Annotated in this window: 20 protein-coding genes; 16 read left to right on the top strand and 4 right to left on the bottom strand. The window is 44.2% G+C overall.

Annotation, left to right across the window (positions count from 1 at the left end):
• Nucleotides 1-1,101 carry a DNA polymerase III subunit beta gene (gene dnaN / locus PROVRUST_RS17065; protein WP_006816149.1) on the bottom strand — a complete coding sequence of 367 codons (1,101 nt, stop codon included), beginning with the start codon at nucleotides 1,099-1,101 and terminating at the stop codon, nucleotides 1-3.
• Between the two features lie 5 nt (nucleotides 1,102-1,106).
• Nucleotides 1,107-2,504 (bottom strand): chromosomal replication initiator protein DnaA, encoded by a 1,398-nt coding sequence (gene dnaA / locus PROVRUST_RS17070; RefSeq protein ID WP_006816150.1) that lies wholly within the window; start codon nucleotides 2,502-2,504, stop codon nucleotides 1,107-1,109.
• A gap of 800 nt (nucleotides 2,505-3,304) precedes the next feature.
• On the opposite strand from dnaA, the gene rpmH reads away from it, so the two are divergent.
• The 7 genes from rpmH (at nucleotide 3,305) to PROVRUST_RS17100 (ending at nucleotide 8,917) form a co-directional block, all read left to right on the top strand.
• Nucleotides 3,305-3,448: a 50S ribosomal protein L34 gene (gene rpmH, locus PROVRUST_RS17075; protein ID WP_004906236.1), complete on the top strand. Its 144-nt coding sequence runs from the start codon at nucleotides 3,305-3,307 to the stop codon at nucleotides 3,446-3,448.
• Nucleotides 3,449-3,465: 17 nt separating this feature from the next.
• Complete coding sequence (rnpA, locus tag PROVRUST_RS19410; protein WP_006816151.1) at nucleotides 3,466-3,825, top strand: ribonuclease P protein component; 360 nt, start codon at nucleotides 3,466-3,468, stop codon at nucleotides 3,823-3,825.
• Nucleotides 3,789-4,049: a membrane protein insertion efficiency factor YidD gene (yidD, locus tag PROVRUST_RS17080; RefSeq protein WP_036959180.1), complete on the top strand. Its 261-nt coding sequence runs from the start codon at nucleotides 3,789-3,791 to the stop codon at nucleotides 4,047-4,049. The genes rnpA and yidD overlap by 37 nt, the downstream gene beginning before the upstream one ends.
• A 2-nt stretch (nucleotides 4,050-4,051) precedes the next feature.
• The gene (yidC, locus tag PROVRUST_RS17085; RefSeq protein ID WP_006816153.1) at nucleotides 4,052-5,704 is read left to right on the top strand and encodes a membrane protein insertase YidC; all 1,653 of its coding nucleotides are present in this window, start codon (nucleotides 4,052-4,054) and stop codon (nucleotides 5,702-5,704) included.
• A 111-nt stretch (nucleotides 5,705-5,815) separates the two neighbouring features.
• Nucleotides 5,816-7,180, top strand: a complete 1,365-nt coding sequence (gene mnmE, locus PROVRUST_RS17090) for a tRNA uridine-5-carboxymethylaminomethyl(34) synthesis GTPase MnmE (RefSeq protein ID WP_006816154.1) — start codon at nucleotides 5,816-5,818, stop codon at nucleotides 7,178-7,180.
• Nucleotides 7,181-7,340: 160 nt separating this feature from the next.
• A complete protein-coding gene (locus PROVRUST_RS17095; RefSeq protein WP_039855850.1) occupies nucleotides 7,341-7,598 on the top strand; it encodes a helix-turn-helix domain-containing protein in 258 nt (85 codons plus the stop codon).
• Entirely contained in the window at nucleotides 7,598-8,917 is a 1,320-nt protein-coding gene (locus PROVRUST_RS17100) for a type II toxin-antitoxin system HipA family toxin (protein ID WP_039855851.1), read from the top strand. The genes PROVRUST_RS17095 and PROVRUST_RS17100 overlap by 1 nt, the downstream gene beginning before the upstream one ends.
• A gap of 8 nt (nucleotides 8,918-8,925) precedes the next feature.
• Here PROVRUST_RS17100 and fdhD read toward each other — a convergent pair whose 3' ends face one another.
• The gene (gene fdhD, locus PROVRUST_RS17105; protein ID WP_006816157.1) at nucleotides 8,926-9,756 is read right to left on the bottom strand and encodes a formate dehydrogenase accessory sulfurtransferase FdhD; all 831 of its coding nucleotides are present in this window, start codon (nucleotides 9,754-9,756) and stop codon (nucleotides 8,926-8,928) included.
• Between the two features lie 175 nt (nucleotides 9,757-9,931).
• On the opposite strand from fdhD, the gene fdnG reads away from it, so the two are divergent.
• The 9 genes from fdnG (at nucleotide 9,932) to PROVRUST_RS17155 (ending at nucleotide 23,218) form a co-directional block, all read left to right on the top strand.
• Nucleotides 9,932-12,979 carry a formate dehydrogenase-N subunit alpha gene (gene fdnG / locus PROVRUST_RS17115; protein WP_112837516.1) on the top strand — a complete coding sequence of 1,016 codons (3,048 nt, stop codon included), beginning with the start codon at nucleotides 9,932-9,934 and terminating at the stop codon, nucleotides 12,977-12,979.
• An 11-nt stretch (nucleotides 12,980-12,990) separates the two neighbouring features.
• Nucleotides 12,991-13,935, top strand: coding sequence for a formate dehydrogenase subunit beta (fdxH, locus tag PROVRUST_RS17120; protein WP_039855853.1), 945 nt, complete (start codon nucleotides 12,991-12,993; stop codon nucleotides 13,933-13,935).
• A complete protein-coding gene (gene fdoI / locus PROVRUST_RS17125) occupies nucleotides 13,932-14,588 on the top strand; it encodes a formate dehydrogenase cytochrome b556 subunit (RefSeq protein WP_006816161.1) in 657 nt (218 codons plus the stop codon). Before fdxH ends, fdoI begins: the two co-directional genes overlap by 4 nt.
• 396 nt (nucleotides 14,589-14,984) lie before the next feature.
• Complete coding sequence (gene fdhE / locus PROVRUST_RS17130) at nucleotides 14,985-15,920, top strand: formate dehydrogenase accessory protein FdhE (RefSeq protein WP_039855856.1); 936 nt, start codon at nucleotides 14,985-14,987, stop codon at nucleotides 15,918-15,920.
• A gap of 37 nt (nucleotides 15,921-15,957) precedes the next feature.
• On the top strand, nucleotides 15,958-17,343 hold the full coding sequence (gene selA, locus PROVRUST_RS17135) for an L-seryl-tRNA(Sec) selenium transferase (protein ID WP_006816163.1): 1,386 nt from the start codon (nucleotides 15,958-15,960) through the stop codon (nucleotides 17,341-17,343).
• Nucleotides 17,340-19,208, top strand: coding sequence for a selenocysteine-specific translation elongation factor (gene selB / locus PROVRUST_RS17140; protein ID WP_006816164.1), 1,869 nt, complete (start codon nucleotides 17,340-17,342; stop codon nucleotides 19,206-19,208). The genes selA and selB overlap by 4 nt, the downstream gene beginning before the upstream one ends.
• A 93-nt stretch (nucleotides 19,209-19,301) precedes the next feature.
• Nucleotides 19,302-20,960 (top strand): LTA synthase family protein, encoded by a 1,659-nt coding sequence (locus tag PROVRUST_RS17145; RefSeq protein ID WP_006816165.1) that lies wholly within the window; start codon nucleotides 19,302-19,304, stop codon nucleotides 20,958-20,960.
• Nucleotides 20,961-21,025: 65 nt separating this feature from the next.
• Entirely contained in the window at nucleotides 21,026-22,027 is a 1,002-nt protein-coding gene (locus PROVRUST_RS17150; protein ID WP_006816166.1) for an NAD-dependent epimerase, read from the top strand.
• 24 nt (nucleotides 22,028-22,051) lie between these two features.
• Nucleotides 22,052-23,218 (top strand): nucleotide sugar dehydrogenase, encoded by a 1,167-nt coding sequence (locus PROVRUST_RS17155; protein ID WP_006816167.1) that lies wholly within the window; start codon nucleotides 22,052-22,054, stop codon nucleotides 23,216-23,218.
• 50 nt (nucleotides 23,219-23,268) lie between these two features.
• Here PROVRUST_RS17155 and thiM read toward each other — a convergent pair whose 3' ends face one another.
• On the bottom strand, nucleotides 23,269-24,042 hold the full coding sequence (gene thiM, locus PROVRUST_RS17160) for a hydroxyethylthiazole kinase (protein ID WP_006816168.1): 774 nt from the start codon (nucleotides 24,040-24,042) through the stop codon (nucleotides 23,269-23,271).
• Between the last annotated feature and the right edge of the window lie 28 nt (nucleotides 24,043-24,070).

Here is a 24,070-nt window from a genome sequence, read left to right on the forward strand (position 1 = left end):
TTACAAACGCATTGGCATAACAACATACACCGCAGATCGACTCGCCGAGTCTTCAATTTGGACACTGGAAACTGCATCGGTTAAAAAGAGCGTTACATTTTCACTTTTCAGCGTATTGAGGACGTCGAGGATATAGCTGACGTTAAAGCCAATTTCCATCTCGCCACCTTGGTAGCTGACATCAACAATTTCTTCCGCTTCTTCTTGCTCAGGGTTATTTGCCGTAATGCGTAATTGATTTTCACTAAAGAATAAACGGACGCCACGGAATTTTTCATTGGATAAAATCGCCGCGCGAGAAAAAGCCTGTTTCAATAAATCACAACGGGCTTCTAATGTTTTGTCCGGATTTTTAGGCAATACTCGGCGGTAGTCAGGGAAGCGACCATCCACTAATTTTGACGTAAAGATAAAATCGCCAACATGCGCACGAATATTGTTACTCCCAATTTGCAGCTGTAATGGCGCATCGCCACCATCTAACAGGCGCATTAATTCGATGACGCCCTTACGCGGGACGATCACTGAATGGGAGGGTAATTCCTGACCAATATCCATAGAACACACTGCAAGGCGGTGACCATCCGTAGAAACGGTTCTTAGTAATTGACCTTCAGTTTCAAACAGCATGCCGTTGAGGTAGTAACGGACATCTTGGTGCGCCATTGAAAACTGAGTTGCTTCAATTAGACGTTTTAAGATGGATTGCGGAAGTGAAAATTCTACTTCACTTTGCCAATCGTCTAAGTTTGGGAAGTCGGCTGCGGGTAATGTGGATAATGAGAAACGGCTGCGACCGGAACGGACCAGCAGTCTGTCATCATTCAATTCGACTTGAATTTCAGAACCTTCAGGTAAGCCACGCCAAATATCAAAAAACTTGCGTGCAGGCACCGTCGTTGCACCAACTTCATGCTCTCGGGTGAGAGGAACATTGGCCATCATTTCCATTTCTAGGTCGGTTCCTGTCAGTTGCAGGGCTCCCTCTTTTACTTGAAGTAAAAGATTACCTAAAATGGGTAGCGTTGGACGTCCACCTAAAGGGCCACTAACCTGTTGTAACGGTTTTAATAACTGCTCGCGTTCTATAATAAATTTCATAGCAATTAAGATGATAATGTTCTGATTAAGTTAGAAAAATCTTCTTTGATGTCATGGCTTTCTTCTCGTAACTGTTCAATTTTACGACAAGCGTGCAACACCGTAGTGTGGTCACGACCGCCAAAAGCATCCCCGATTTCCGGTAAACTATGGTTTGTCAGCTCTTTCGCCAGCGCCATTGCCATCTGACGCGGACGAGCGACAGAGCGGGAACGACGCTTAGAAAGTAAATCAGCGACTTTAATCTTATAGTACTCAGCAACAGTTTTCTGAATATTATCAATAGTTACCAGTTTTTCTTGCAGTGCTAGCAAGTCACGCAACGCCTCTCGAACAAAATCGATCGTAATTGCACGACCCGTAAAATTCGCATTAGCGATAACACGGTTTAATGCACCTTCTAACTCACGCACATTGGAACGTAAGCGTTTTGCGATAAAAAACGCGACTTCACCCGGAAGTTGAATCTCGTTTTCATCTGCTTTTTTCATCAAAATGGCAACACGGGTTTCCAATTCAGGTGGTTCTATCGCGACCGTTAAACCCCAGCCGAAACGCGATTTCAAGCGATCTTCTACCCCGTTTATCTCTTTTGGATAGCGGTCAGAAGTCAAAATAATTTGTTGATTGCCTTCCAGCAGTGCGTTGAATGTATGAAAAAACTCTTCTTGTGAACGCTCTTTGTTAGCAAAAAACTGAATATCATCGATAAGTAAAGCATCAACAGAACGGTAGTAACGTTTAAACTCTTCAATTGCATTATTCTGCAATGCTTTGACCATATCTTGAACAAATCGTTCAGAATGCATATACACCACACGAGCGTTAGCTTTGTGCTGCATGATGCTATTACCCACCGCATGCAATAAGTGAGTTTTACCTAAACCAGTCCCGCCATAAAGGAACAGGGGATTATAAGCCCCGCCTGGGTTTTCGGCGACTTGCCTCGCGGCTGCACGGGCTAGCTGGTTTGATTTACCCTCAACAAAGTTATCAAATGTGTGCTTAGGGTTAACATTTGAACGATAAGCCACATCGGGTTGTACTTTGTTTGAGTTATCCCAACTTGGCTTTACGGGGGCTGATGGCATCGTGAACGACGGCATTGCATTATTATTGCTAACGCGTGTTTGAGTACTCACTGGCGCAACCGTTAACGGTTTATTCCCTACTTCAAAGTGTAGAGCAGGGGCATCTGAACCGCAAAAGTCATTCAATAATTCGTTGATATTATTGATGTACTTATCTCTTACCCAGTCAAGGACGAAACGATTCGGGGCATAAAGTGCCAGTGTATTGTCGTTTAATTCAGCTTGAAGAGGTCGTATCCACATACTGAATTCTGTGGCAGGTAGTTCATCCTGCAATCGGGCAAGACATTGCTGCCAAAGCGAAAGTGACACGTTGGACTCCCCTAAACAAGGTCAATGAAACAAGAATTACGGATTTTGCTAAGAATTTTTACTGATGACGACTATCTCAGTCACTTTATGAAAGTCACTAAGGTATATAAAGCATCAGAGAAGTATTTAGATTAACTCACCCTATATATCCACAACATATCACCGATCGACTGATCAGTAATATGACAGGAGATCATACCGTAAAAATCACTCAAGATCTCCATTCTTTTACACAGTTTTTATGCTTTTTATCCACAGGCAAATGTGGTAAGGCAACTCTGGTAGGGGAGAATTTCGCTGGAGGATCGCAGGCAACATCAAATTTTCCACATGTCTGGGGATAACTTTAGCCTATATATAGAAATTGTCTCTAAGATCAAAAAATATTTTTGGATCTTATTAAGATCCTTGCGCTTTAGGGCGGAGTCCGTATAATCTTCCTCCCTGTGTACTGCATGAATGTGACTTTTTACGACTCACTATAATGGTGTCGTTTTGTGGTCTGCCTCAAAAAACTCTTGGGTTATTTGAGGGTTAAACTGTAAAACGTATTGTAGAAAAGGCGAAAAATGCGCTCATTTATTGATTGTCACAGCATATATCGGCAAACCGGTCAGCCAGGTTTTAAATAAAAAGTGGTTTGATTGCGTCATTTCATTGACGTGACCCCCTATGTTTTATTACAATCCTGCCTCTTTCCATATTGTTGCGACAGAGGCACAGGTGTAAATCAGTTTCCACTGGTTGCCAAACGCGTTTACTGAATCAGTAATAAATTTTAAAGTTAGGTAGAAATCGTTATGAAACGCACTTTTCAACCGTCCGTACTGAAGCGCAACCGTTCACACGGTTTTCGTGCTCGTATGGCTACAAAAAATGGTCGTCAGGTTCTGGCTCGCCGTCGTGCTAAAGGCCGCGCTCGTCTGACCGTTTCATCTAAGTAATAAAGCTAGCCCTCTCAGTGGTTACGCTCGCTTTTACCCGGGAGTTACGTTTGTTAACTCCCAGGCATTTCGACAATGTCTTCAAACAGCCGCAGAGGGCGAGTTCCCCAGAGATAACAATCCTTGGTCGCCTTAACGAGCTGGGGCATCCCCGCATCGGTCTTACCATCGCCAAAAAAAATGTTAAACGAGCTCATGAGCGCAATCGTATTAAACGATTAGCCCGTGAATACTTTCGTTTGCATCAACATGAGTTGCCTCCTATGGACTTTGTGGTATTGGTAAGAAAAGGGGTCGCTAATCTCGACAATCAACAGATCACGGAATCCTTGGATAAGTTATGGCGTCGTCACCGTCGCTTGGCTCAAAAATCCTGATCATGCTGATCAGAGGCTACCAACTGGCTATTAGCCCGTTGTTAGGGCCTCGCTGTCGTTTTAATCCTACGTGCTCTAATTACGGAATTGAGGCATTGCGCAGGTTTGGTATGCTAAAAGGTAGTTGGTTAACTGCTAAACGCGTATTAAAATGCCACCCTTTACACGCTGGTGGAGATGATCCTGTCCCACCCAGAAAAACTGATGATAATAGAGAATTATAACGATGGATTCGCAACGCAATCTTCTACTCATCGCTTTGTTGTTCGTGACGTTTTTGGTTTGGCAGGCTTGGGAGAGCGATAAAGTTGCTCAGGAAACCAAAACTGTTCAAACTTCGCAACAAAAAACGGACATGCCAAACAGTGATGGTCAAGCGGTCACAAATAGTGAGCAAGGTAAGCTTATTGCCGTTAAAACTGACGTACTTGATGTTCGCATCAATACTCGCGGTGGTGATATTGATGAGGCTGATCTGTTAGCCTATCCAGCAACCTTGAACTCACCAGACCCGTTCCGTTTATTAGAAACCACACCAGGTTTTGTTTATCAGGCTCAAAGTGGTCTGATTGGTCCTCATGGTCCAGACAACCCAGCGAACAATAACGGTCAACGTCCTCTTTATACCGCAGACTCGGCAAGCTTTGAGCTACAAGCGGGTCAAGATGAATTACGTGTTCCGATGTCTTTCACCGATAACAACGGTGTTGTCTATCAGAAAACGTATATTCTGAAGCGCGGTAAATATACTGTTGAAGTTGAATACAGTATTCAAAACCCAACAGCACAGCCTCTGAGCCTTGCTTTCTTCGGTCAGTTAAAACAGACCATTGCACTGCCAGAACAGCGTGATACAGGAAGCAATAACTTTGCTCTGCATACATACCGTGGTGCGGCTTATTCTTCTGATGAAAACAACTATAAAAAATATAGTTTCAGTGACATCGAAGATAAAAACTTAAGCCTGACTACGAAAGGCGGCTGGGTCGCAATGTTGCAACAATATTTTGCAACGGCGTGGGTTCCAGAAGCGACAGAACAAAGCACTTTCTACACCATTGATCTCGATAAAAAATCGGCCATCGTTGGTTATAAGAGCGAGCCAGTCACTATCGCGGCGAATGGTGCAGGTACTTATTCATCGACACTGTGGATTGGTCCTGAAATTCAGTCAGAAATGGCAGAAGTTGCTCCTCACTTAGATTTAACCGTAGATTACGGTTGGTTATGGTTTATTTCTCAGCCACTGTTCAAACTGTTGAAATTCATTCACGGTTTTGTCGGTAACTGGGGTATTGCCATCATCGTTATTACCTTTATCGTCCGTGGTATCATGTACCCGCTGACCAAAGCGCAGTACACCTCAATGGCGAAAATGCGTTTATTGCAACCAAAATTGGCTGCAATGCGTGAGCGTATTGGTGATGACAAACAACGTATGAGCCAAGAAATGATGGCGATGTACAAAGCAGAAAAAGTAAACCCACTGGGTGGTTGTTTACCTCTGCTGATTCAAATGCCAATCTTCCTTGCACTTTACTACATGTTGATGGGTTCTGTTGAACTGCGTCACGCACCATTCTTTGGTTGGATCCAAGACTTGTCTGCACAAGACCCGTACTACATCCTGCCAGTTCTGATGGGTGTGACGATGTTTGTTATCCAGAAAATGTCACCAACAGCTGTGACTGACCCAATGCAGCAGAAGATCATGACATACATGCCAGTCGTGTTTACCGTGTTCTTCCTGTGGTTCCCATCAGGTCTGGTTCTGTACTATATCGTGAGTAACTTAGTCACCATTATCCAGCAGCAGATTATTTATCGTGGTCTGGAAAAACGTGGTCTACATAGTCGCGATAAGAAAGAGAAAAAGTAATCTAGATTCTTAACGAGTTTAGAAGGCTTCACAAAGCCAGATTCTATAGTAACATTGAGGCGTTCCAGTTCGGAGCGCCTCAATTTTTTTACGCAGAGACAGAGAAACATCATGCAAATCAACGATACTATCGTCGCACAGGCAACACCTCCCGGTCGTGGTGGAGTGGGAATTTTACGTGTATCCGGTCCAAAGGCAGCCTTAGTGGCTGAAACGGTACTTGGAAAGTTACCAAAGCCGCGTTATGCCGAGTATTTGCCATTTCGTGATGTGGATGGCTCTGTTCTTGACCAAGGGATTGCAATTTATTTCCCAGGACCGAATTCTTTCACGGGTGAAGATGTTCTTGAATTACAAGGGCACGGTGGTCCGGTTATCCTCGATTTACTACTCAGAAGAATTTTGACGATTGGCGCAATTCGTATTGCGAATCCGGGCGAGTTTTCTGAGCGCGCATTTTTAAATGACAAACTGGATTTGGCACAGGCCGAAGCTATCGCCGATTTGATTGATGCCAGCTCTGAACAAGCAGCTCGTTCTGCAATGAACTCTTTGCAAGGGGCTTTTTCATCCCATATCCACCAATTAGTGGAAGCACTCACTCACTTGCGTATCTATGTCGAGGCTGCCATTGATTTTCCTGATGAGGAAATTGATTTCCTGTCTGACGGCAAAATTGAAGCCAAACTGAATGAAGTGGTTGATGATTTGGAGCAGGTTCGCTCTCAAGCTCGACAAGGCAGTTTACTGCGTGAAGGAATGAAAGTGGTGATCGCCGGTCGTCCAAATGCGGGTAAATCCAGCTTGTTGAATGCATTGGCGGGACGTGAAGCGGCTATTGTCACCGATATTGCAGGAACCACTCGTGATGTACTGCGTGAGCATATTCATATCGACGGTATGCCACTGCATATTATTGATACTGCGGGCTTACGCGAAGCCAGTGATGAAGTTGAGCGCATCGGTATAGAACGCGCTTGGAAAGAGATTGAACAAGCTGACCGTGTATTATTTATGGTGGATAGCACGACGACAGACGCCACCGAGCCGCAAGAAATTTGGCCTGAATTTATGGCGCGCCTACCAGAAACGTTGCCAGTTACTGTCATTCGTAATAAAGCGGATAAAACCGGAGAGTCGATTGAGTTTGTCGCAGATGTGCGTTACCCATTAATCCGGTTATCTGCTCGCGAAGAGAAAGGCATCGATTTGCTGCGCGATCATCTCAAAGAAACCATGGGTTTTAGTGGCAATACGGAGGGGGGCTTCTTAGCACGCCGCCGTCACTTACAAGCACTGAATAATGCCGCAACCCACCTCGCACAAGGTTATGACCAGTTAGTGAATGCTCGCTCCGGTGAGTTATTGGCTGAAGAGTTACGCTTAGCTCAGCTCGAACTCAGCGAGATCACGGGCGAATTTACGTCCGATGATTTGTTAGGGCGTATTTTCTCGAGTTTCTGTATTGGGAAGTAATCATTTTGCATGATGGTTATCACTCTACACGCTAGACCGTGTAGAGTGATATTTACCTGCTATAGCGTGTAATGTTGATTTTACCTGCTGCAGCGTGTAATCTAATATTTACCGGTTATAGAGTGTAATGTTATTGGCCTCAAGCAAGGTAGGTATCCCAATGAAAGTCACCAATACTCGACAACTTAGTGCTTACATGAAAGATGTCAGAGAAACCAACAAATTATCTCAAAGCAAAGTCGCGAGTAAAGTGGGTATTCGGCAAGATACCGTCTCCAGTTTTGAACTCTCTCCAGACTCTACAAAATTAGAAACCTTTTTTAAGATTCTATCCGCGTTAAATCTTGAACTCGATATTAAACCCAGAAATGAAAGTGGCTCATCAAATACAGACTCCGGATGGAAGGAGGAGTGGTAATGGCGACTTTGTATGTGTACATGAATGGTTATCTTGTTGGGGAATTTATTCGTTCGAGTACTGGAGCACACCAATTTAAATATGATAGTCACTGGCTAGAAACGCCGGGAGCGCGTCCAATTTCTTTATCAATGCCTCTTCAACATCAAGAATACAAAGGGGATGAAGTTTATAATTTTTTTGATAACCTTCTCCCTGATAATATTGAAATACGAAATCGAGTTGTTAGCCGTCATCAGGCGGATTCAAATCAACCTTTCGATTTATTATCTAAAATTGGGCAGGATAGTGTGGGAGCTTTACAACTGGTTCCTGCTGAGCAAACAGTCAGTAATGTAAAACAAATCGAATATAAACGTTTATCCACTAAAAAATTAGAAAAAATCTTAACTGGATATAGAGCGAATATTCCATTAGGTATGATTGACGAAGTGGATGATTTTAGGATCTCGATTGCTGGAGCTCAGGAAAAAACGGCACTACTCAATTTAGATGGACATTGGTATTTGCCACTGAATGCTACGCCAACAACCCATATTATTAAGCTCCCTATTGGTAAAATAGAAAGTCATTCATACTCGATTGATTTGTCTGAAAGTGTAGAAAATGAGTATTTATGTTTACTGATAGCAAAAGAGTTTGGTCTCGATGTACCCCATAGTTTTATTTTAAATATCGGAGAGATAAAGGCGTTAGTGGTTGAACGTTTTGACCGTAAATATTCCTCTGACGATACGTGGATTATGCGCTTACCACAGGAAGATTTTTGTCAAACCCTGAATGTTTCACCGGCAAGAAAATATCAAAGTCATGGTGGACCAGGTATTCAGGAAATTATGGATTACTTACTGGGTTCAATCAATGTTGAGAAAGATAGATATCAATTTATGAAGAGCCAAGTCTTGTTTTGGTTACTCGCTGCGACCGATGGACATGCTAAAAATTTTTCATTGTTTATTGAATCGGAGGGGCGTTACCGATTGACGCCCTTCTACGATATTTTATCGATGTATCCCAGTTATGGTGGTAGAGGAATCCATCCTAGAGATGCAAAACTTGCAATGGGATTGAAAGGAAAAAAAGGGATTAAATACGAAATAGAACAAATTTTCCCAAGACACTTTTTTGCAACAGCAAAAGCAGTTGGATTTGCTCGAGCTGAGATGGAAAAAATCTTAATTGAGTTTGATGAAAAAATGGACAGTGTCATTAAGAAAGTTAGGGAGCAACTTCCACTTGATTTTCCTGAACACATTGCAAACTCAATTTTATCGGGGTTACATCACAAAGCTGAGCGATTAAAAAAAGGCTGGGATTAAATTCGTTATCAATCCCTCACCCGACTCGGATGAGTAAACACCGTCGCTTTACCTTGGCGGCAGAATCCGACCAGCGTCAAATTGGCTTTTTCGGCGACCTCAATGGCAAGAGCTGTTGCAGCAGAGACCGCAAATAAAATCTCCGCACCACAGCTAGCCGCTTTTTGAACCATTTCATAACTGGCACGGCTAGAAACTAAAATTGCCCCTTGCTGCCAATCTGAGCGGCTTTTCATGCCTAATAGTTTATCAAGCGCCACATGGCGACCCACATCTTCACAACCACCGACTAATAAACCTTCAGGGGAAATCCACGCGGCAGCATGGGTACAACCTGTTAACGCCCCAATTTCTTGGACTTTTTTTAGTTCATTAAGCGCATTATCGAGGTATGATAGAGAGAAGGTTTGAGTGAATGGCAGCGGTGTGAGAGGTTTGAAAATCTCGTCGAGCTGTTCTGTGCCACAAATACCACAGCCAGTACGGCCCGTTAGGTTACGTCTGCGCTCTTTGAGTTCCATAAAACGGCGGTTGGATAATTCAATCTGTACTTCAATGCCTCGATGGCAGCCCTGTACAATATCAATTCCACGGATTTCATCTCGGGATTGTATAATTCCTTCGGATAATGAAAATCCGACAGCAAAATCACTCAAATCTTTTGGCGTTGCCATCATTACGACGTGAGATATTCCGTTGTATACAAGTGCAACAGGAATTTCTTCTGCAACATAATCATTAACCAATAATCCTAGGTTGTTTTTTTGTTGCACGGTTGTGTGATTAACGCCGATCATTTTAGATAATTTGGGGTTATTTGTAGTATTTGTTTCATACATTAGATGAATTCCTATCACTAATGATACATAATATTCGATATGGGTAAAAAGAATTTACACCATTAATCAGGCAATGAACCTGAATACGTAAGGATGACGTTGAATAAGAACAGTTTACCTCAATTTATGTAACGAAGTTAGGTAAACATGAGCAATGTATATGAGGAGATCCCCCATGCAAGTCAGCAGAAGGCAGTTCTTTAAGATCTGCGCTGGCGGTATGGCAGGTACAACGGCAGCGGCACTGGGTTTTATTCCAGCCACCGCACTAGCATCGACTCGCCAGTATAAATTACTGCGAGCGAAAGAGACCCGAAATACCTGTACCTACTGTTCTGTCGGCTGTGGGCTGTTAATGTACAGCCTCGGTGATGGCGCGAAAAATGCAAAAGAAAGTATTTTTCATATTGAAGGGGACCCGGATCATCCGGTAAACCGTGGCGCACTTTGTCCTAAAGGTGCAGGATTAATCGACTTCATTCACAGTGAAAGTCGCCTGAAATATCCAGAAGTTCGCGAACCAGGCACTAACGAGTGGAAACGCATTTCTTGGAACGAAGCCTTTGACCGCATCGCCAAGTTAATGAAAGAAGATCGTGATGCTAACTTCATTAAACAGAATAAAGATGGTGTAACTGTCAACCGTTGGTTAACCACCGGTATGCTGTGTGCATCAGCGGCAAGTAATGAAACAGGTTTTGTAACCCAAAAATTTAGTCGCGCCCTCGGCATGCTTGCCGTGGATAACCAAGCGCGTGTCTGACACGGACCAACGGTAGCAAGTCTTGCTCCAACATTTGGTCGCGGTGCGATGACCAACCACTGGGTTGACATTAAAAACGCAAACCTGGTTGTTGTTATGGGTGGTAATGCCGCAGAAGCGCATCCAGTTGGTTTCCGCTGGGCGATGGAAGCAAAAATCCATAATAAAGCCAAACTTATTGTTATCGATCCTCGCTTTACCCGTACTGCGGCTGTGGCGGATTTTTACACGCCTATCCGTTCTGGTACTGATATTGCGTTCCTGTCGGGTGTGATCAAATACTTACTAGATAACGAGAAAATTCAACGTGAATACGTTGAGGCGTACACTAACGCCAGCTTAGTTATCCGTGAAGATTACGGTTTTGATGACGGTCTGTTCACAGGTTACGATGCTGAAAAACGCCAATATGATAAGACCACGTGGAACTACGAGATGGATGAGAACGGCTTAGCGCTGCGCGATCCGACTCTGAAACACCCGCGTTGTGTCCTTAACTTATTGAAAGAACACGTCAGCCGTTATACCCCAGAAGTGGTTAACAACATTTGCGGTACGCCAATCAAAGACTTCCTGCAAGTCTGTGAGTACCTTGCAGAAACGAGTGCAAAAGACAAAACAGCGTCATTCTTGTATGCACTGGGTTGGACCCAACACACCGTTGGTGCGCAAAATATTCGTACTATGGCGATGATCCAGTTACTGCTGGGTAACATGGGGATGTTAGGCGGTGGCGTTAACGCACTGCGTGGTCACTCCAATATCCAAGGCCTGACTGACCTAGGTTTGTTATCTCAAAGTTTGCCAGGTTATCTGACTTTGCCGTCAGAGAAACAAACTACGCTAGAAAGTTACTTAGCGGCCAATACGCCAAAAGCGACGGTAGCGGGACAAGTTAACTACTGGAGTAACTACCCGAAATTCTTTGTCAGCATGATGAAGACTTTCTATGGTGACAAAGCGCAGAAAGAAAATAACTGGGGCTTTGACCTGTTACCTAAATGGGATCAGGGTTACGACGTACTGCGTTATTTCGAAATGATGGATAAGGGCGAAGTTAATGGCTATATCTGCCAAGGCTTTAACCCATTAGCCTCATTCCCGAACAAGAACAAAGTCTCGAAGTCACTTTCTAAACTGAAATTCTTAATTACTATCGACCCGCTGAACACAGAAACTGCAAACTTCTGGCAAAACCATGGCGAAATGAATGATGTGAAACCGGAAGAGATCCAAACTACCGTGTTCCGTCTGCCATCTTGCTGCTTTGCTGAAGAAAATGGTTCAATTGTTAACTCAGCGCGTTGGTTACAGTGGCACTGGAAAGGTGCGGATGCCCCGGGCGAAGCTATCAGTGATGGTGAAATCCTGTCAGGTATCTATCATCGCCTGCGTCAACTGTATGAAACCGAAGGCGGCGCAGCTCCTGAACAGGTGCTGAGCATGACTTGGAATTACTTCGATCGTGATAATCCAACACCGGAAGAAGTGGCTCAAGAAAGCAACGGTTATGCATTAGAAGACTTAAAAGATGCTGATGGCAATATCATCGTGAAAAAAGGCGAACTGCTTAGCTCGTTTGCTCAATTACGCGATGATGGTACAACGGCGAGTGGTTGCTGGATTTTCGCCGGTAGCTGGACACCGAAAGGTAACCAAATGGCTAACCGTGATAACTCTGACCCAACGGGTCTGGGTAACACATTAGGTTGGGCATGGGCATGGCCATTGAACCGCCGAGTTATTTATAACCGTGCATCTGCTGACCCAATGGGTAAACCATGGGATCCGAAGCGCCAAATTCTTGAATGGAATGGTAGCAAGTGGGTGGGAATGGATATTCCTGACTACAGCAATGCGGCGCCGGGTAGTGGTGTAGGTCCATTTATCATGCAGCCTGAAGGTATGGGTCGTTTGTTTGCTCTGGATAAAATGGCGGAAGGTCCATTCCCTGAGCATTACGAACCAATCGAAACGCCGCTGGATACTAACCCTCTGCATCCAAGCGTGGTGTCAAACCCTGCGGCTCGTGTGTTTAAAGATGACTGGGCGCAAATGGGTAAAGCGACAGAGTTCCCATACGTGGGTACTACTTATCGTTTGACCGAGCATTTCCACTACTGGACCAAGCATGCACTGTTAAATGCCATTATTCAGCCGCAGCAGTTCATCGAAATCGGTGAGCGTTTAGCGAAAGAGAAAGGCATCGAGCAGGGCGACACGGTTAAAGTGAGCTCTAAACGGGGTTACATCAAAGCGAAAGCCGTTGTCACGAAACGTATTCAGACGCTGAAGGTGCATGGTAAAGATATCGATACTATCGGTATTCCAATTCACTGGGGCTTTGAAGGTTTAGCAGTTAAAGGCTTTCTTACCAATACGCTAACGCCATACGTGGGTGATGCGAATACTCAGACGCCGGAATTTAAATCATTCCTTGTCAATGTGGAAAAGGTGTAAGGAGATAAATTATGTCAATGCAATCACAGGACATTATTCGTCGCTCTGCCACCAATTCCCTGACTCCCGCACCTCAGGTGCGGGATTATAAGGAAGAAGTTGCAAAGCTAATCGACGTCACAACCTGTATTGGCTGTAAAGCTTGTCAGGTTGCGTGTTCCGAATGGAACGATATTCGCGACAAAATCGGTACTAACGTTGGGGTGTATGATAACCCGACGGATTTAACCGCCAAGTCATGGACAGTTATGCGTTTCTCTGAAGTTGAAGAGAACGATAGATTTGAATGGCTGATTCGTAAAGATGGCTGTATGCACTGTGCTGATCCTGGCTGCCTGAAAGCATGTCCAGCAGAAGGCGCAATCGTTCAGTACAAAAATGGTATCGTTGATTTCCAATCAGAACACTGTATTGGTTGTGGTTACTGTATCGCGGGTTGCCCGTTCGACGTACCACGTATCAACAAGGACGATAACCGTGCATACAAATGTACGCTGTGTGTTGACCGTGTTGAAGTGGGTCAAGAACCTGCGTGTGTGAAAACATGCCCAACAGGTGCGATTCACTTTGGTAGCAAAGAAGACATGATAAACATGGCAGGTGACCGTGTTGAAGAGCTGAAAACTCGCGGTTACGCAAACGCAGGTTTATACGATCCTGAAGGTGTGGGCGGTACGCACGTTATGTACGTTTTACACCATGCGGATAAACCTCAGCTGTATCATGGGCTACCAGAAAATCCGACCATCAGCCCAACAGTCACCTTCTGGAAAGGTATCTGGAAGCCGATGGCAGCGGTTGGTTTTGCTGCAACATTTGCGGCGGCCATCTTCCACTATGTGGGTATTGGTCCGAACCGCGTCTCCAAAAAAGATGAAGAAGAAGCTTTAGAAGATTTGCATAACGCAACGTCATCTGACTCTTCAAAATCAAAAGAAGGGGAGGATCAGAAATGATGCCAGATGATAATGACAAAATTATTCGTCATAAGCCGATTGAAAGGATCAATCATTGGGCGGTTGTGATTTGCTTCTTGTTCACTGCTATCAGCGGATTGGGCTTTTTCTTCCCATCCTTGAACTGGTTCATGAACATTTTAGGCACACCACAATTGTCTCGAATTTTGCATCCCTTCGTGGGCACGGCGATGTTCTTGCTATTCGTCTTCATGTTCTTCCGTTATTTCCACCATAACTTCATCAATAAAGATGATATTAAGTGGGCAAAAAATATCGGTAAAGTACTGAAAAACGAAGAAGCTGGCGACGTTGGTCAATATAACCTCGGTCAAAAAGGGGTGTATTGGGTTGTCACTATCTGCTTATTGGCTTTGGTCGTGAGCGGCGTGATTATGTGGCGTCCATTCTTTGCTGATTATTTCCCAATTCCAGTGTACCGTGCAGCGATTATCATTCACTCACTGTCGGCGATTGGTTTGATTCTGATGATTATCGTACATGCCTATGCGGCAATCTGGGTGAAAGGCTCAGTTCGTGCGATGGTGGAAGGATGGGTAACCCGTGGTTGGGCGAGAAAGCACCACCCACGTTGGTACCGTGAAATTGTTGCCAAAGAGAAACAGCAGCAAGAGCAGCAAGATAAAAACTAAGCGTTTTTGTTTTGACGAATCAAGCCCACAACATTGTTTGTGGGCTTTTTACATTTTTGGCTAGAGGATATTTGCATTTTGTGCACAAAATCCTAACAAGCCAATGATAGATTGATTTCCTTCGGGTTACTGATGTTAAATGTTTAGTATTCTCATGCGCTAAAATGGAGTGATGAGAATAGATTTTAGATCAAATAGAACAGCCACAAAGCGGCTTTGTTATCACAATATCTACCCGTAAGCACCCTACCTCGAATAATCGAGTCCAGCGGTAGCCTATCAGGCGCTTTTGTTTTATTCTGACCGCTGATTATGTCTATTCTTTACCACTTTCGGGAAAATGTGACACGTCGGTTTCTCGAACTAGGTTATAAAAAATATAAAAGAGAGAGAGCAATGGGTATTCGTATCGTCCCTAAAGAAGAATTAGGTCAAGAAAGATTGAAAGAAAAAGGAATTGGGTTTATTCCACCTGTTCTGTTCCCGAATTTAAAAAACCTTTATCAACGTCGCGCGGAACGATTAAAAGAACTTGGCGTGGGTGAACATCCTTTTGCAGATTATCTGAATTTTGCTGCGGAAGTGGCAACGGCACAAAATAATGCGCAGCATGACAACCCATTAGAAATGGACATGGCTGAAGTACTGGCGCGTTCAACCGTAACGAATACGCCACCGTTAGATGCAAAAACATTTCCTCGTACGAATCATTGGCACAAATTATTAAGCTCGATCATCGCAGAGTTAATGCCAATCGTCCCTGACTCAGTGCGTACAGCATTAGAAAATCTAGAAAAAGCCTCTGAATCTGAATTGGAAGAGATGGCAACGGCGTTGCTAAATGAACATTTTGAAAAAGTCCCAGCAGACAAATCAATGTTTATTTGGGCGGCATTATCGGTTTATTGGGCACAAATGGCAGCAAACATTCCGGGTAAAGCCCGTGCTGAACATGGTGACCATCGTCATTTTTGCCCAGTATGTAACAGCATGCCGGTCTCTAGTATTGTTCAAATTGGTTCTAGCCAAGGCTTACGTTATTTACACTGCACCTTGTGTGAAACCGAGTGGCATATGGTACGTGTGAAATGCAGTAACTGCGAGCAAACTCGTGACCTCAATTATTGGTCATTAGATGATGAAAATGCAGCAGTAAAAGCAGAAAGTTGTGGCGATTGTGGCAGCTATCTTAAAGTGCTATACCAAGAAAAAGAGTCTAAAGTTGAACCGGTCGCCGATGATTTAGCGTCGATTATTTTAGATGCACGTATGGAAGAAGAAGGTTTTGCTCGTAGCAGCATTAACCCATTTTTGTTTCCCGGCGAAAAATAATCGACCGGTAACAGAGTAAGCAAAGAGAGTAGAGACTATGGCTGAACCGACTTTGTATCGCCAACTTCCCGCTATCGATAAGTTACTGCAATTCGATGAAGCCCAAATTTTGGTCGAGCAGTCGAGTCTGCACTGGGTAACGGAATGTTTGCGTGAAATGCAGGCACAAGCTCGAACTTGTATTGCGGATGAAGGGCGATTACCGGATTGGCATAATGACTGGTTAGCCGAATTATCCAGACGACATCATGCATTCGGACAAAGCGCATTAAAAAATGTATTCAATTTAACGGGTACAGTTTTGCATACCAATCTGGGGCGTTCTGTCATGTCCAAATCGGCGATTACTGCCGTGGCGCAGGTCATGAGTTCCCCCGTGACGTTAGAATACTCTCTGGATGGCGCAATGCGCGGACATCGTGACCGTGCGATTGCTGACTTACTCTGTCAACTGACGGGAGCGGAAGATGCGTGTATTGTGAATAACAATGCTGCCGCTGTTCTACTCTTACTCGCGACCGTCGCACCAAATCAGCAAGTGATTGTCTCCCGCGGTGAGTTAGTCGAAATTGGTGGGGCTTTTCGTGTGCCGGATGTGATGGAGCAAGCGGGATGCCAGTTAGTCGAAGTTGGTACCACTAACCGTACTCATTTGCGGGATTATGAAAAAGCCATTAATGAGGATACGGCCTTATTAATGAAGGTTCATACCAGTAACTACAGCATTGAAGGCTTTACCGCCGAAGTGGATGGTGAAGCGCTGGCGGAGCTGGGTAAAAAGTACCAATTACCGACAGCCATTGATTTAGGCAGCGGCTCGATGATCGACATGACCGCTTACGGTCTGCCTGCGGAGCCTATGCCGCAAACTTACTTATCACAAGGTATTGATTTAGTTTCCATTTCTGGAGATAAGCTTCTCGGAGGTCCCCAAGCAGGGATTATTTTAGGGAAGAAAAAATGGATTGATGCCATTCAAAAACACCCTCTAAAGCGCGCTTTACGTGTAGATAAAATGATCCTAGCTGCGCTGGAAGCGACGCTAAAACTCTATTTAACGCCTGAAAAATTAACCACAGAATTACCGACCTTGCGTTGGTTAACGCGATCTCCAGAAGAGATCAGGCGCAGTGCCGAAAACATTTTAGTCAAAATGCAGGCTTACTACGGTGATCATTTCATTGTTGAAGTCGAATCTTGCTTATCTCAAATTGGAAGCGGTTCATTACCTATTGACCGATTACCAAGCTATGCCATTACGTTCGCACCTTTAGACGGTAAAGGGGGGGGATTGGAACGCCTAGCGGCACGCTGGCGCCAGTTACCTCAGCCTGTGATTGGCCGTTTGAAAGAAGGCAAACTGTGGCTAGACCTACGTTGTCTCGATGATGAACATGGATTAGTACAGGCTTTATTGTCATGATTTTCGCAACTGCTGGCCATGTTGACCATGGCAAAACCTCCCTTATTCAGGCCATTACGGGTGTGAATACCGCACACCTTCCTGAAGAAAAAAAACGTGGAATGACGATTGACCTCGGCTATGCGTATTGGCCGCAGTCAGATGGTAGCTCCATCGGTTTTATTGATGTTCCTGGGCACGAAAAATTCCTCGCGAATATGTTGGCGGGTATCGGTGGGATCAATCATGCTTTGCTGGTGGTGGCTTGTGATGATGGCGTAATGGCACAAACCCTTGAGCATCTTGCAATTTTAAGACTTGCAGGTTGCCAAAATATCAGTGTGATCTTCACCAAAGCAGATAGGGTGGATACGGCACGGATAGACGAGGTGACTCAACAAATTCAGTCCGAATTACGTCGCCAAGGTTGGACAGAGTCGGCGTTATTTATTACGTCTGCCAATAGTGGGCTGGGTATTGCTGCTTTGCGCCACTATCTTCAACAACTTCACCAGCAACAAGACAATCAGGTTAATCTCCAACATCGTTTCCGTTTAGCCATTGACCGTATTTTCCATGTTAAAGGTGCAGGGGTTGTGGTGACCGGAACGGCGTTAGCGGGTCGGGTTAATATCGGTGAATCATTGTGGGTGACTGGCGCTGAGACTCCCGTCAGAGTCAGAGGAATTCATCGCCAAAATCAAGTGGCAGAGTTTGCTCAGGCTGGTGACCGAGTTGCACTAAATTTAACGGGTAATATTGATAAAGAATCGATCACGCGGGGAGATTGGCTGCTTGCCGAACAACCTGCGTTTGTTGCAACTCGTGTGATTGTGGAATTGGAATGTGACTTACCGATAAAACATTGGCAACCTGTGCATTTATACCATGGCGCAAGCCATATCACAGGGCGAGTTTCGTTATTGACAGAGTCTGGTGAAACCCCTGTCCTTGCCGAGTTAATCTTAGATACACCGCTCTGGCTGGTGGATAATGACCGATTAATTATTCGTGATATTAGCGCTCGACAAACGTTAGCGGGAGCAAGAGTGATCCGCTTAGTTTCTCCACGAAGAGGAAAGAGACAGCCTGAATTCCTCGATTGGTTGGCGCATTTGTGTTCAGCGAATGATGAACTTACTCAGCTTAATCTGCAATTACCCAGCGGTGAGCTAGACTTAAACAGTTATCGTTGGGCGCGTCAGTTAACATCGGCGGCACTTGAAAGTTTATTGGCTCAGGTCAATGTAGTTCGAGTGGGCGATGTTGTCTTATCGGAATTCAAAGCGCAGATTGCAAAAGACAAGCTAACTCAATCTCTTGAAAGTTTTAATGAAGTTCATAGTGACCAAATCGGTGTCGGTAAGGCTCGCTTAAAACGTATGGCTTTACCAACGATGAGTGAGCCTTTGGTTTTCAAACTGATTAATGATTTGATTACTGATGGAACCATCAAGCAAACCCGTGGTTGGCTGCATATGCCACAACATGGATTAGTATTTGATGCCCAGCAGCAGCAAATTTGGCAGCAAATTGAAGGGCTGTTTACGACGCCAGAAGCCTGGTGGGTTCGCGATATCGCAATAGAAATCGGTCAGGATGAAGATACTACGCGTCGAACATTGAAAAAAGCGGCTCAGATGGGACTGATTGTTGCGATTGTACGTGACCGCTATTATAGCAGCGAACAAATTCGCCAATTTGCTGCATTAATTCTGCGCTATTGTGCCGAACATGATGCTATTTTTGCAGCAGATTTCCGTAATGAATTAGGGATCGGCCGTAAATTAGCGATTCAAATTCTAGAGTTTTTTGATAAAAGTGGATTTACTCGACGTAAAGAGGATGGTCATTATTTACGAGACAAAGGCATTTTTGTTGAGTAAATTGTGTGGTTTCCCCCAGTATAATACCGCCAGTTTTTATCAACCCTAACGTTATCCAACTTAGTACATCACATTGGAATTTTGGTAAGTCGAATGAATAAAAAGATCATTGCGAGTATTTATCTGGCGCTCATTTTTATAGGCTCCCTTTTTCTTGTTTTTGAAAAAAGTAGCGTAATATATCCAGCGCTGATTTCCGTCAGTGTCTTCGCCATCATCTTTGGTGTCTTATTCACCCTGACAGCTCGCTGGCTATTCTCCGTGATTGTAACCAGTACACTATTTATCATTATCAAAATATTTAATCAGTTAAAAGTTCATTATTACAAAGAGCAGCTTTTTTTCACTGATATTAATTTGATGACCGATACCTCCAACTTGGGCACTTTAGGTCACTATTGGTTAGCGGGTTTGGCGGTAATCGGGTTATTTATCGTTTTAATTATTAACGGAATCATTAGTTGGCGTTTATCCACACCGTGCAAACGATGGATTTCTCGGGTAGTGAGTATACTCATGGTGGTTGCGGGTTATTTTGGCGCCGATTGGGCCAGTGCTCATTATTACGATCGATGGTCTCAAACGTTGCCAAAAGGGCGTGGTACGGTCACTAACTTAGTGATGTCGGCAAATAATGCCAAATATAAATCCCCTCATTTTGTCGGTGACTCAAGCTATTTTGAGAAAAAAGCGGCGGATGTGGTTCTTAACAATCAAGGCGAATCAGAAAAGCCAGATATCGTTCTGTTACTGCAAGAATCCTCTGTTGATCCCAAAGTCTATGATTTACCTGAAGGCGTTAAATTGCCGGAATTATTTATGTTCCAGCAAGATGCAAACGTTGTTGCACATAGCCCAATGCGTGTTCAAACCTTTGGTGGGGGAACGTGGTTATCTGAGTTTTCTGCATTAACGGGTTTAAACAGTGATGACTTTGGCTCACAAAAAAGCGGTGTTTTCTATTTTGTTGTCGACCATTTAAACCACGGTTTGTTTAAAGAGATGAAAGCCAACGGTTATTATACCGTGGTACTGACACCCTTTAATAAAGGGGCATATCACTCTGGACATGCTTATGAAACCCTCGGTGTAGACCGCATTATCCAACCTCAAGAGTTGGGGTATCCGGGTAAATTACAAGATAATTTATGGACGATCAGCACAGAAGATATGCTGAAGTACGTGAAAGAAATTTTGGAGAAAGAAACAGATAAGCCCGTGTTTATTTTCTCGTTAACCATGTATGAGCACGGCCCTTATAAAGAGGGGCACAGTGATGATTATGGCATCAAAGATAAATTAGACAATAAAGAGGCTGCGGGTGAATTTAGCCATTATATGGAGAAAATCGTTCACTCAGATGCCTCTATCCGTGATTTTGTCTCCTTCATGGAAAAACGCCAGCGTCCGCTGATGTTCTTATATTTTGGGGATCACCAACCGGGAATTAGCTTAAACCAGTATAAATCGACATTCCCGACGCCAGCTTATCTTACGCAGTTTACTCTCAGGGATAATCTTAAAGCTGCCACACCAATTAACGTGGGTGAGTTAACCGATATCTCTTTCCTTGGTGGCATTTTATTAGAGCGGGCAAACCTGAAAATTTCGCCATTTTATGAAGCGAACATTAAAATGCGTCACTTATGTGATGGTAAACTGAATGACTGTGAAGATAAGCAGTTATTGGATGGTTATCGCCATTATATTTACAACGTATTAAATGTTGCCAACAAAGATGCGGCAAAGTAGTCATGCATAAATAATGCTAGAATGCGGATAAGCCACAACTTGATTAACGCAAGAAGATAACGAATATGAAATATTTGGTCACGGGAAGTGCCGGTTTTATTGGATTTAGATTGTGCCAACGACTGCTAGAAAGTGGGCATGAAGTTATCGGTATCGATAATATGAATGCCTATTATGATCAGGGATTAAAACAGTCTCGATTGCATATTCTTGAGCAATATCCACAGTTCCGTTTTATTCCTCTTGATATTACAGACCGCGAAAAAGTGTTGGTGCTGTGTACCCAAGAAAATTTTGACCGTGTTATCCATCTTGCTGCGCAAGCTGGAGTGCGTTATTCATTACAAAATCCTTTTGCCTATGCAGACAGCAATCTCAATGGGCATTTGGCTATTTTAGAAGGCTGCCGCCAAGCAAAAGTGAAGCACTTGGTATATGCCTCATCGAGCTCAGTGTATGGTGTGACCGATAAAATGCCATTCACCACCGATATGCCAACGGACCATCCTATTTCATTGTATGCGGCAACCAAAAAAGCCAATGAATTGATGGCTCACTCCTATTCACATCTCTATCAGCTGCCGACGACGGGACTGCGTTTTTTCACCGTTTATGGTCCATGGGGTCGCCCGGACATGGCGCTGTTTAAGTTCACTAAGGCTATCTTAGCGGGTGAACCCATCGATGTTTATAATAACGGCGATCTGAGCCGTGATTTCACTTTCATTGATGATATTGTCGAAGGGGTGATCCGTATTTCAGATATCATTCCACAAGCAGACCCGCAAAACCGTTCGGATTCTCCCGCTGAAAGCAGTGCGCCTTACCGTATTTATAATATTGGTAATGGTCAGCCGGTTAAATTAATTGAATTTATTTCAGCGCTGGAAAAAGCATTAGGCAAAGAAGCCATCAAAAACTTTTTACCGATGCAAGCCGGGGATGTTTACACGACATGGGCTGATACCGAAGACCTCTTTAAGGCAACGGGCTACCGCCCTCACGTTACCATAGAACAAGGTGTACAGGCGTTTGTCGACTGGTATAAGTCATACTACAAAATTTAATAATTTATTGATTAGAGGTTTACTGTGAAAATAGCAATCGCAGGTACCGGCTATGTCGGTCTGTCTAACGCCATGTTACTGTCCCAACACCATGAAGTGGTGGCGGTCGATATCATCCCTGAAAAAGTGGCCATGCTGAATAACAAGCAATCGCCGATTATCGATACTGAAATCGAGCAGTTTTTAACCGAAAAAACGCTAAATTTCCGAGCAACACAAGACAAGGTTGAAGCCTATACGGGTGCACAATATGTGATTGTGGCAACGCCGACAGATTACGACCCAAAAACCAACTACTTCAACACCAATTCAGTGGAATCCGTCATTCACGATGTGAACACACTGAATCCAGATGCGACCATTATCGTGAAATCCACCATTCCCGTGGGCTTTACCGCGCGTCTGCGTGATGAGTTTGGTTACACCAATGTGATTTTCTCCCCGGAATTTTTACGTGAAGGTCGTGCGCTGTGGGATAACTTATATCCTTCCCGTATTGTGGTGGGCGAGCGCTCTGAACGTGCACAAATTTTTGCTAACCTGTTACTCGAAGGTGCGATTAAAAAAGACGTTCCAGTGTTGTTTACTGATGGCACTGAAGCCGAAGCTATCAAGCTGTTCGCAAACACCTATTTAGCGATGCGCGTCGCCTATTTCAATGAATTAGATACTTATGCTGAAAGCCGTGGTTTGAATGCTCGCCAAATTATCGAGGGTGTTTCTTTAGACCCACGTATTGGTAGCCATTACAATAACCCATCCTTTGGTTATGGCGGTTATTGCTTACCGAAAGACACCAAGCAGCTACTGGCAAACTACGATGATGTGCCAAATACCCTGATTAATGCCATCGTAGAGTCAAACCGTACCCGCAAAGACTTTATCTCGGATGCGATTATTGCTAAAGCGCCACGTAAAGTGGGCGTGTATCGCTTAGTCATGAAAGCGGGCTCCGATAATTTCCGCTCTTCTGCAGTGCAAGGAGTGATGAAACGCATCAAAGCCAAAGGCATTGAAGTTATCGTCTACGAACCCGTTTTAAAAGAAGATGAATTCTTCCGTTCTAAAGTTATTCGTGACTTAGATGCCTTTAAAGCGGAAAGCGACATTATTCTGACTAACCGCATGGTACCTGAGTTGGAAGATGTAGTGGATAAAGTGTATACCCGCGACCTGTTTGGTAATGATTAATTATTAACAGTTTCGATTGATTGCCCCACTGAGTTGGGGCAATTTGCTTTTTAGGGACGAGATAACGCATCTAGAAATTCTGGAATAAAGCTTCCCGTTCCACGGCAGCGTTGAGAGGCAGCTTCACCAGCTCGCTTCATGATGGCACATGCACTGGCGACATTGGTGAGCTTATCTCCGGGAAGCGCACAACATGCAGCAACCACCGCAGATAACGCACAGCCTGTTCCTACCACTCGAGTCATCAATGGGTTTCCACCCTGTACGGAGATAATGCGTTCCCCATCAGTGATGTAATCTACTTCCCCGCTAATCGCAACAATCGTATTAACCTGTTTGGCTAACAATTTAGCAGCAGGGAGCGCATCATCCGTCGAATTCAATGAATCTACGCCTTTTCCCCCTTGGCTAGCACCAACGAGCGCCATGATTTCAGATGCATTTCCACGAATTGCACTGGGTTGTAAGAAGAGTAATTTGTGGCAAAACTGAGTTCTAAATTTTAATGCACCGACGGCGACGGGGTCGAGTACCCACGGCTTTTGAGCCACATTGGCACTTTTCACTGCTAAGTACATCGCATTTTGTCGTTCTGTGGTTAAGGTGCCAACATTAATCAGTAAGCTGCTGGCAATGGCAGCAAATTGCTCCGCTTCTTCTGCTTCAATGACCATAGCGGGTGAGCAGCCCAATGCTAATAAGACATTTGCGGTAAAGGTTTGCACGACATCATTAGTCATGCAGTGGATCAAGGGCGAGTTTTGTTGGAGTTGCTGTAAAACTAAAGTTTGGGTAGTCGGATCAAATTGTTCTACTGTAGACATATTGCCTTCTTTTTATCAGTTGTTTTTT

It is taken from the genome of Providencia rustigianii DSM 4541, from assembly GCF_000156395.1.
GTDB classification, from domain to species: Bacteria; Pseudomonadota; Gammaproteobacteria; order Enterobacterales; family Enterobacteriaceae; genus Providencia; species Providencia rustigianii.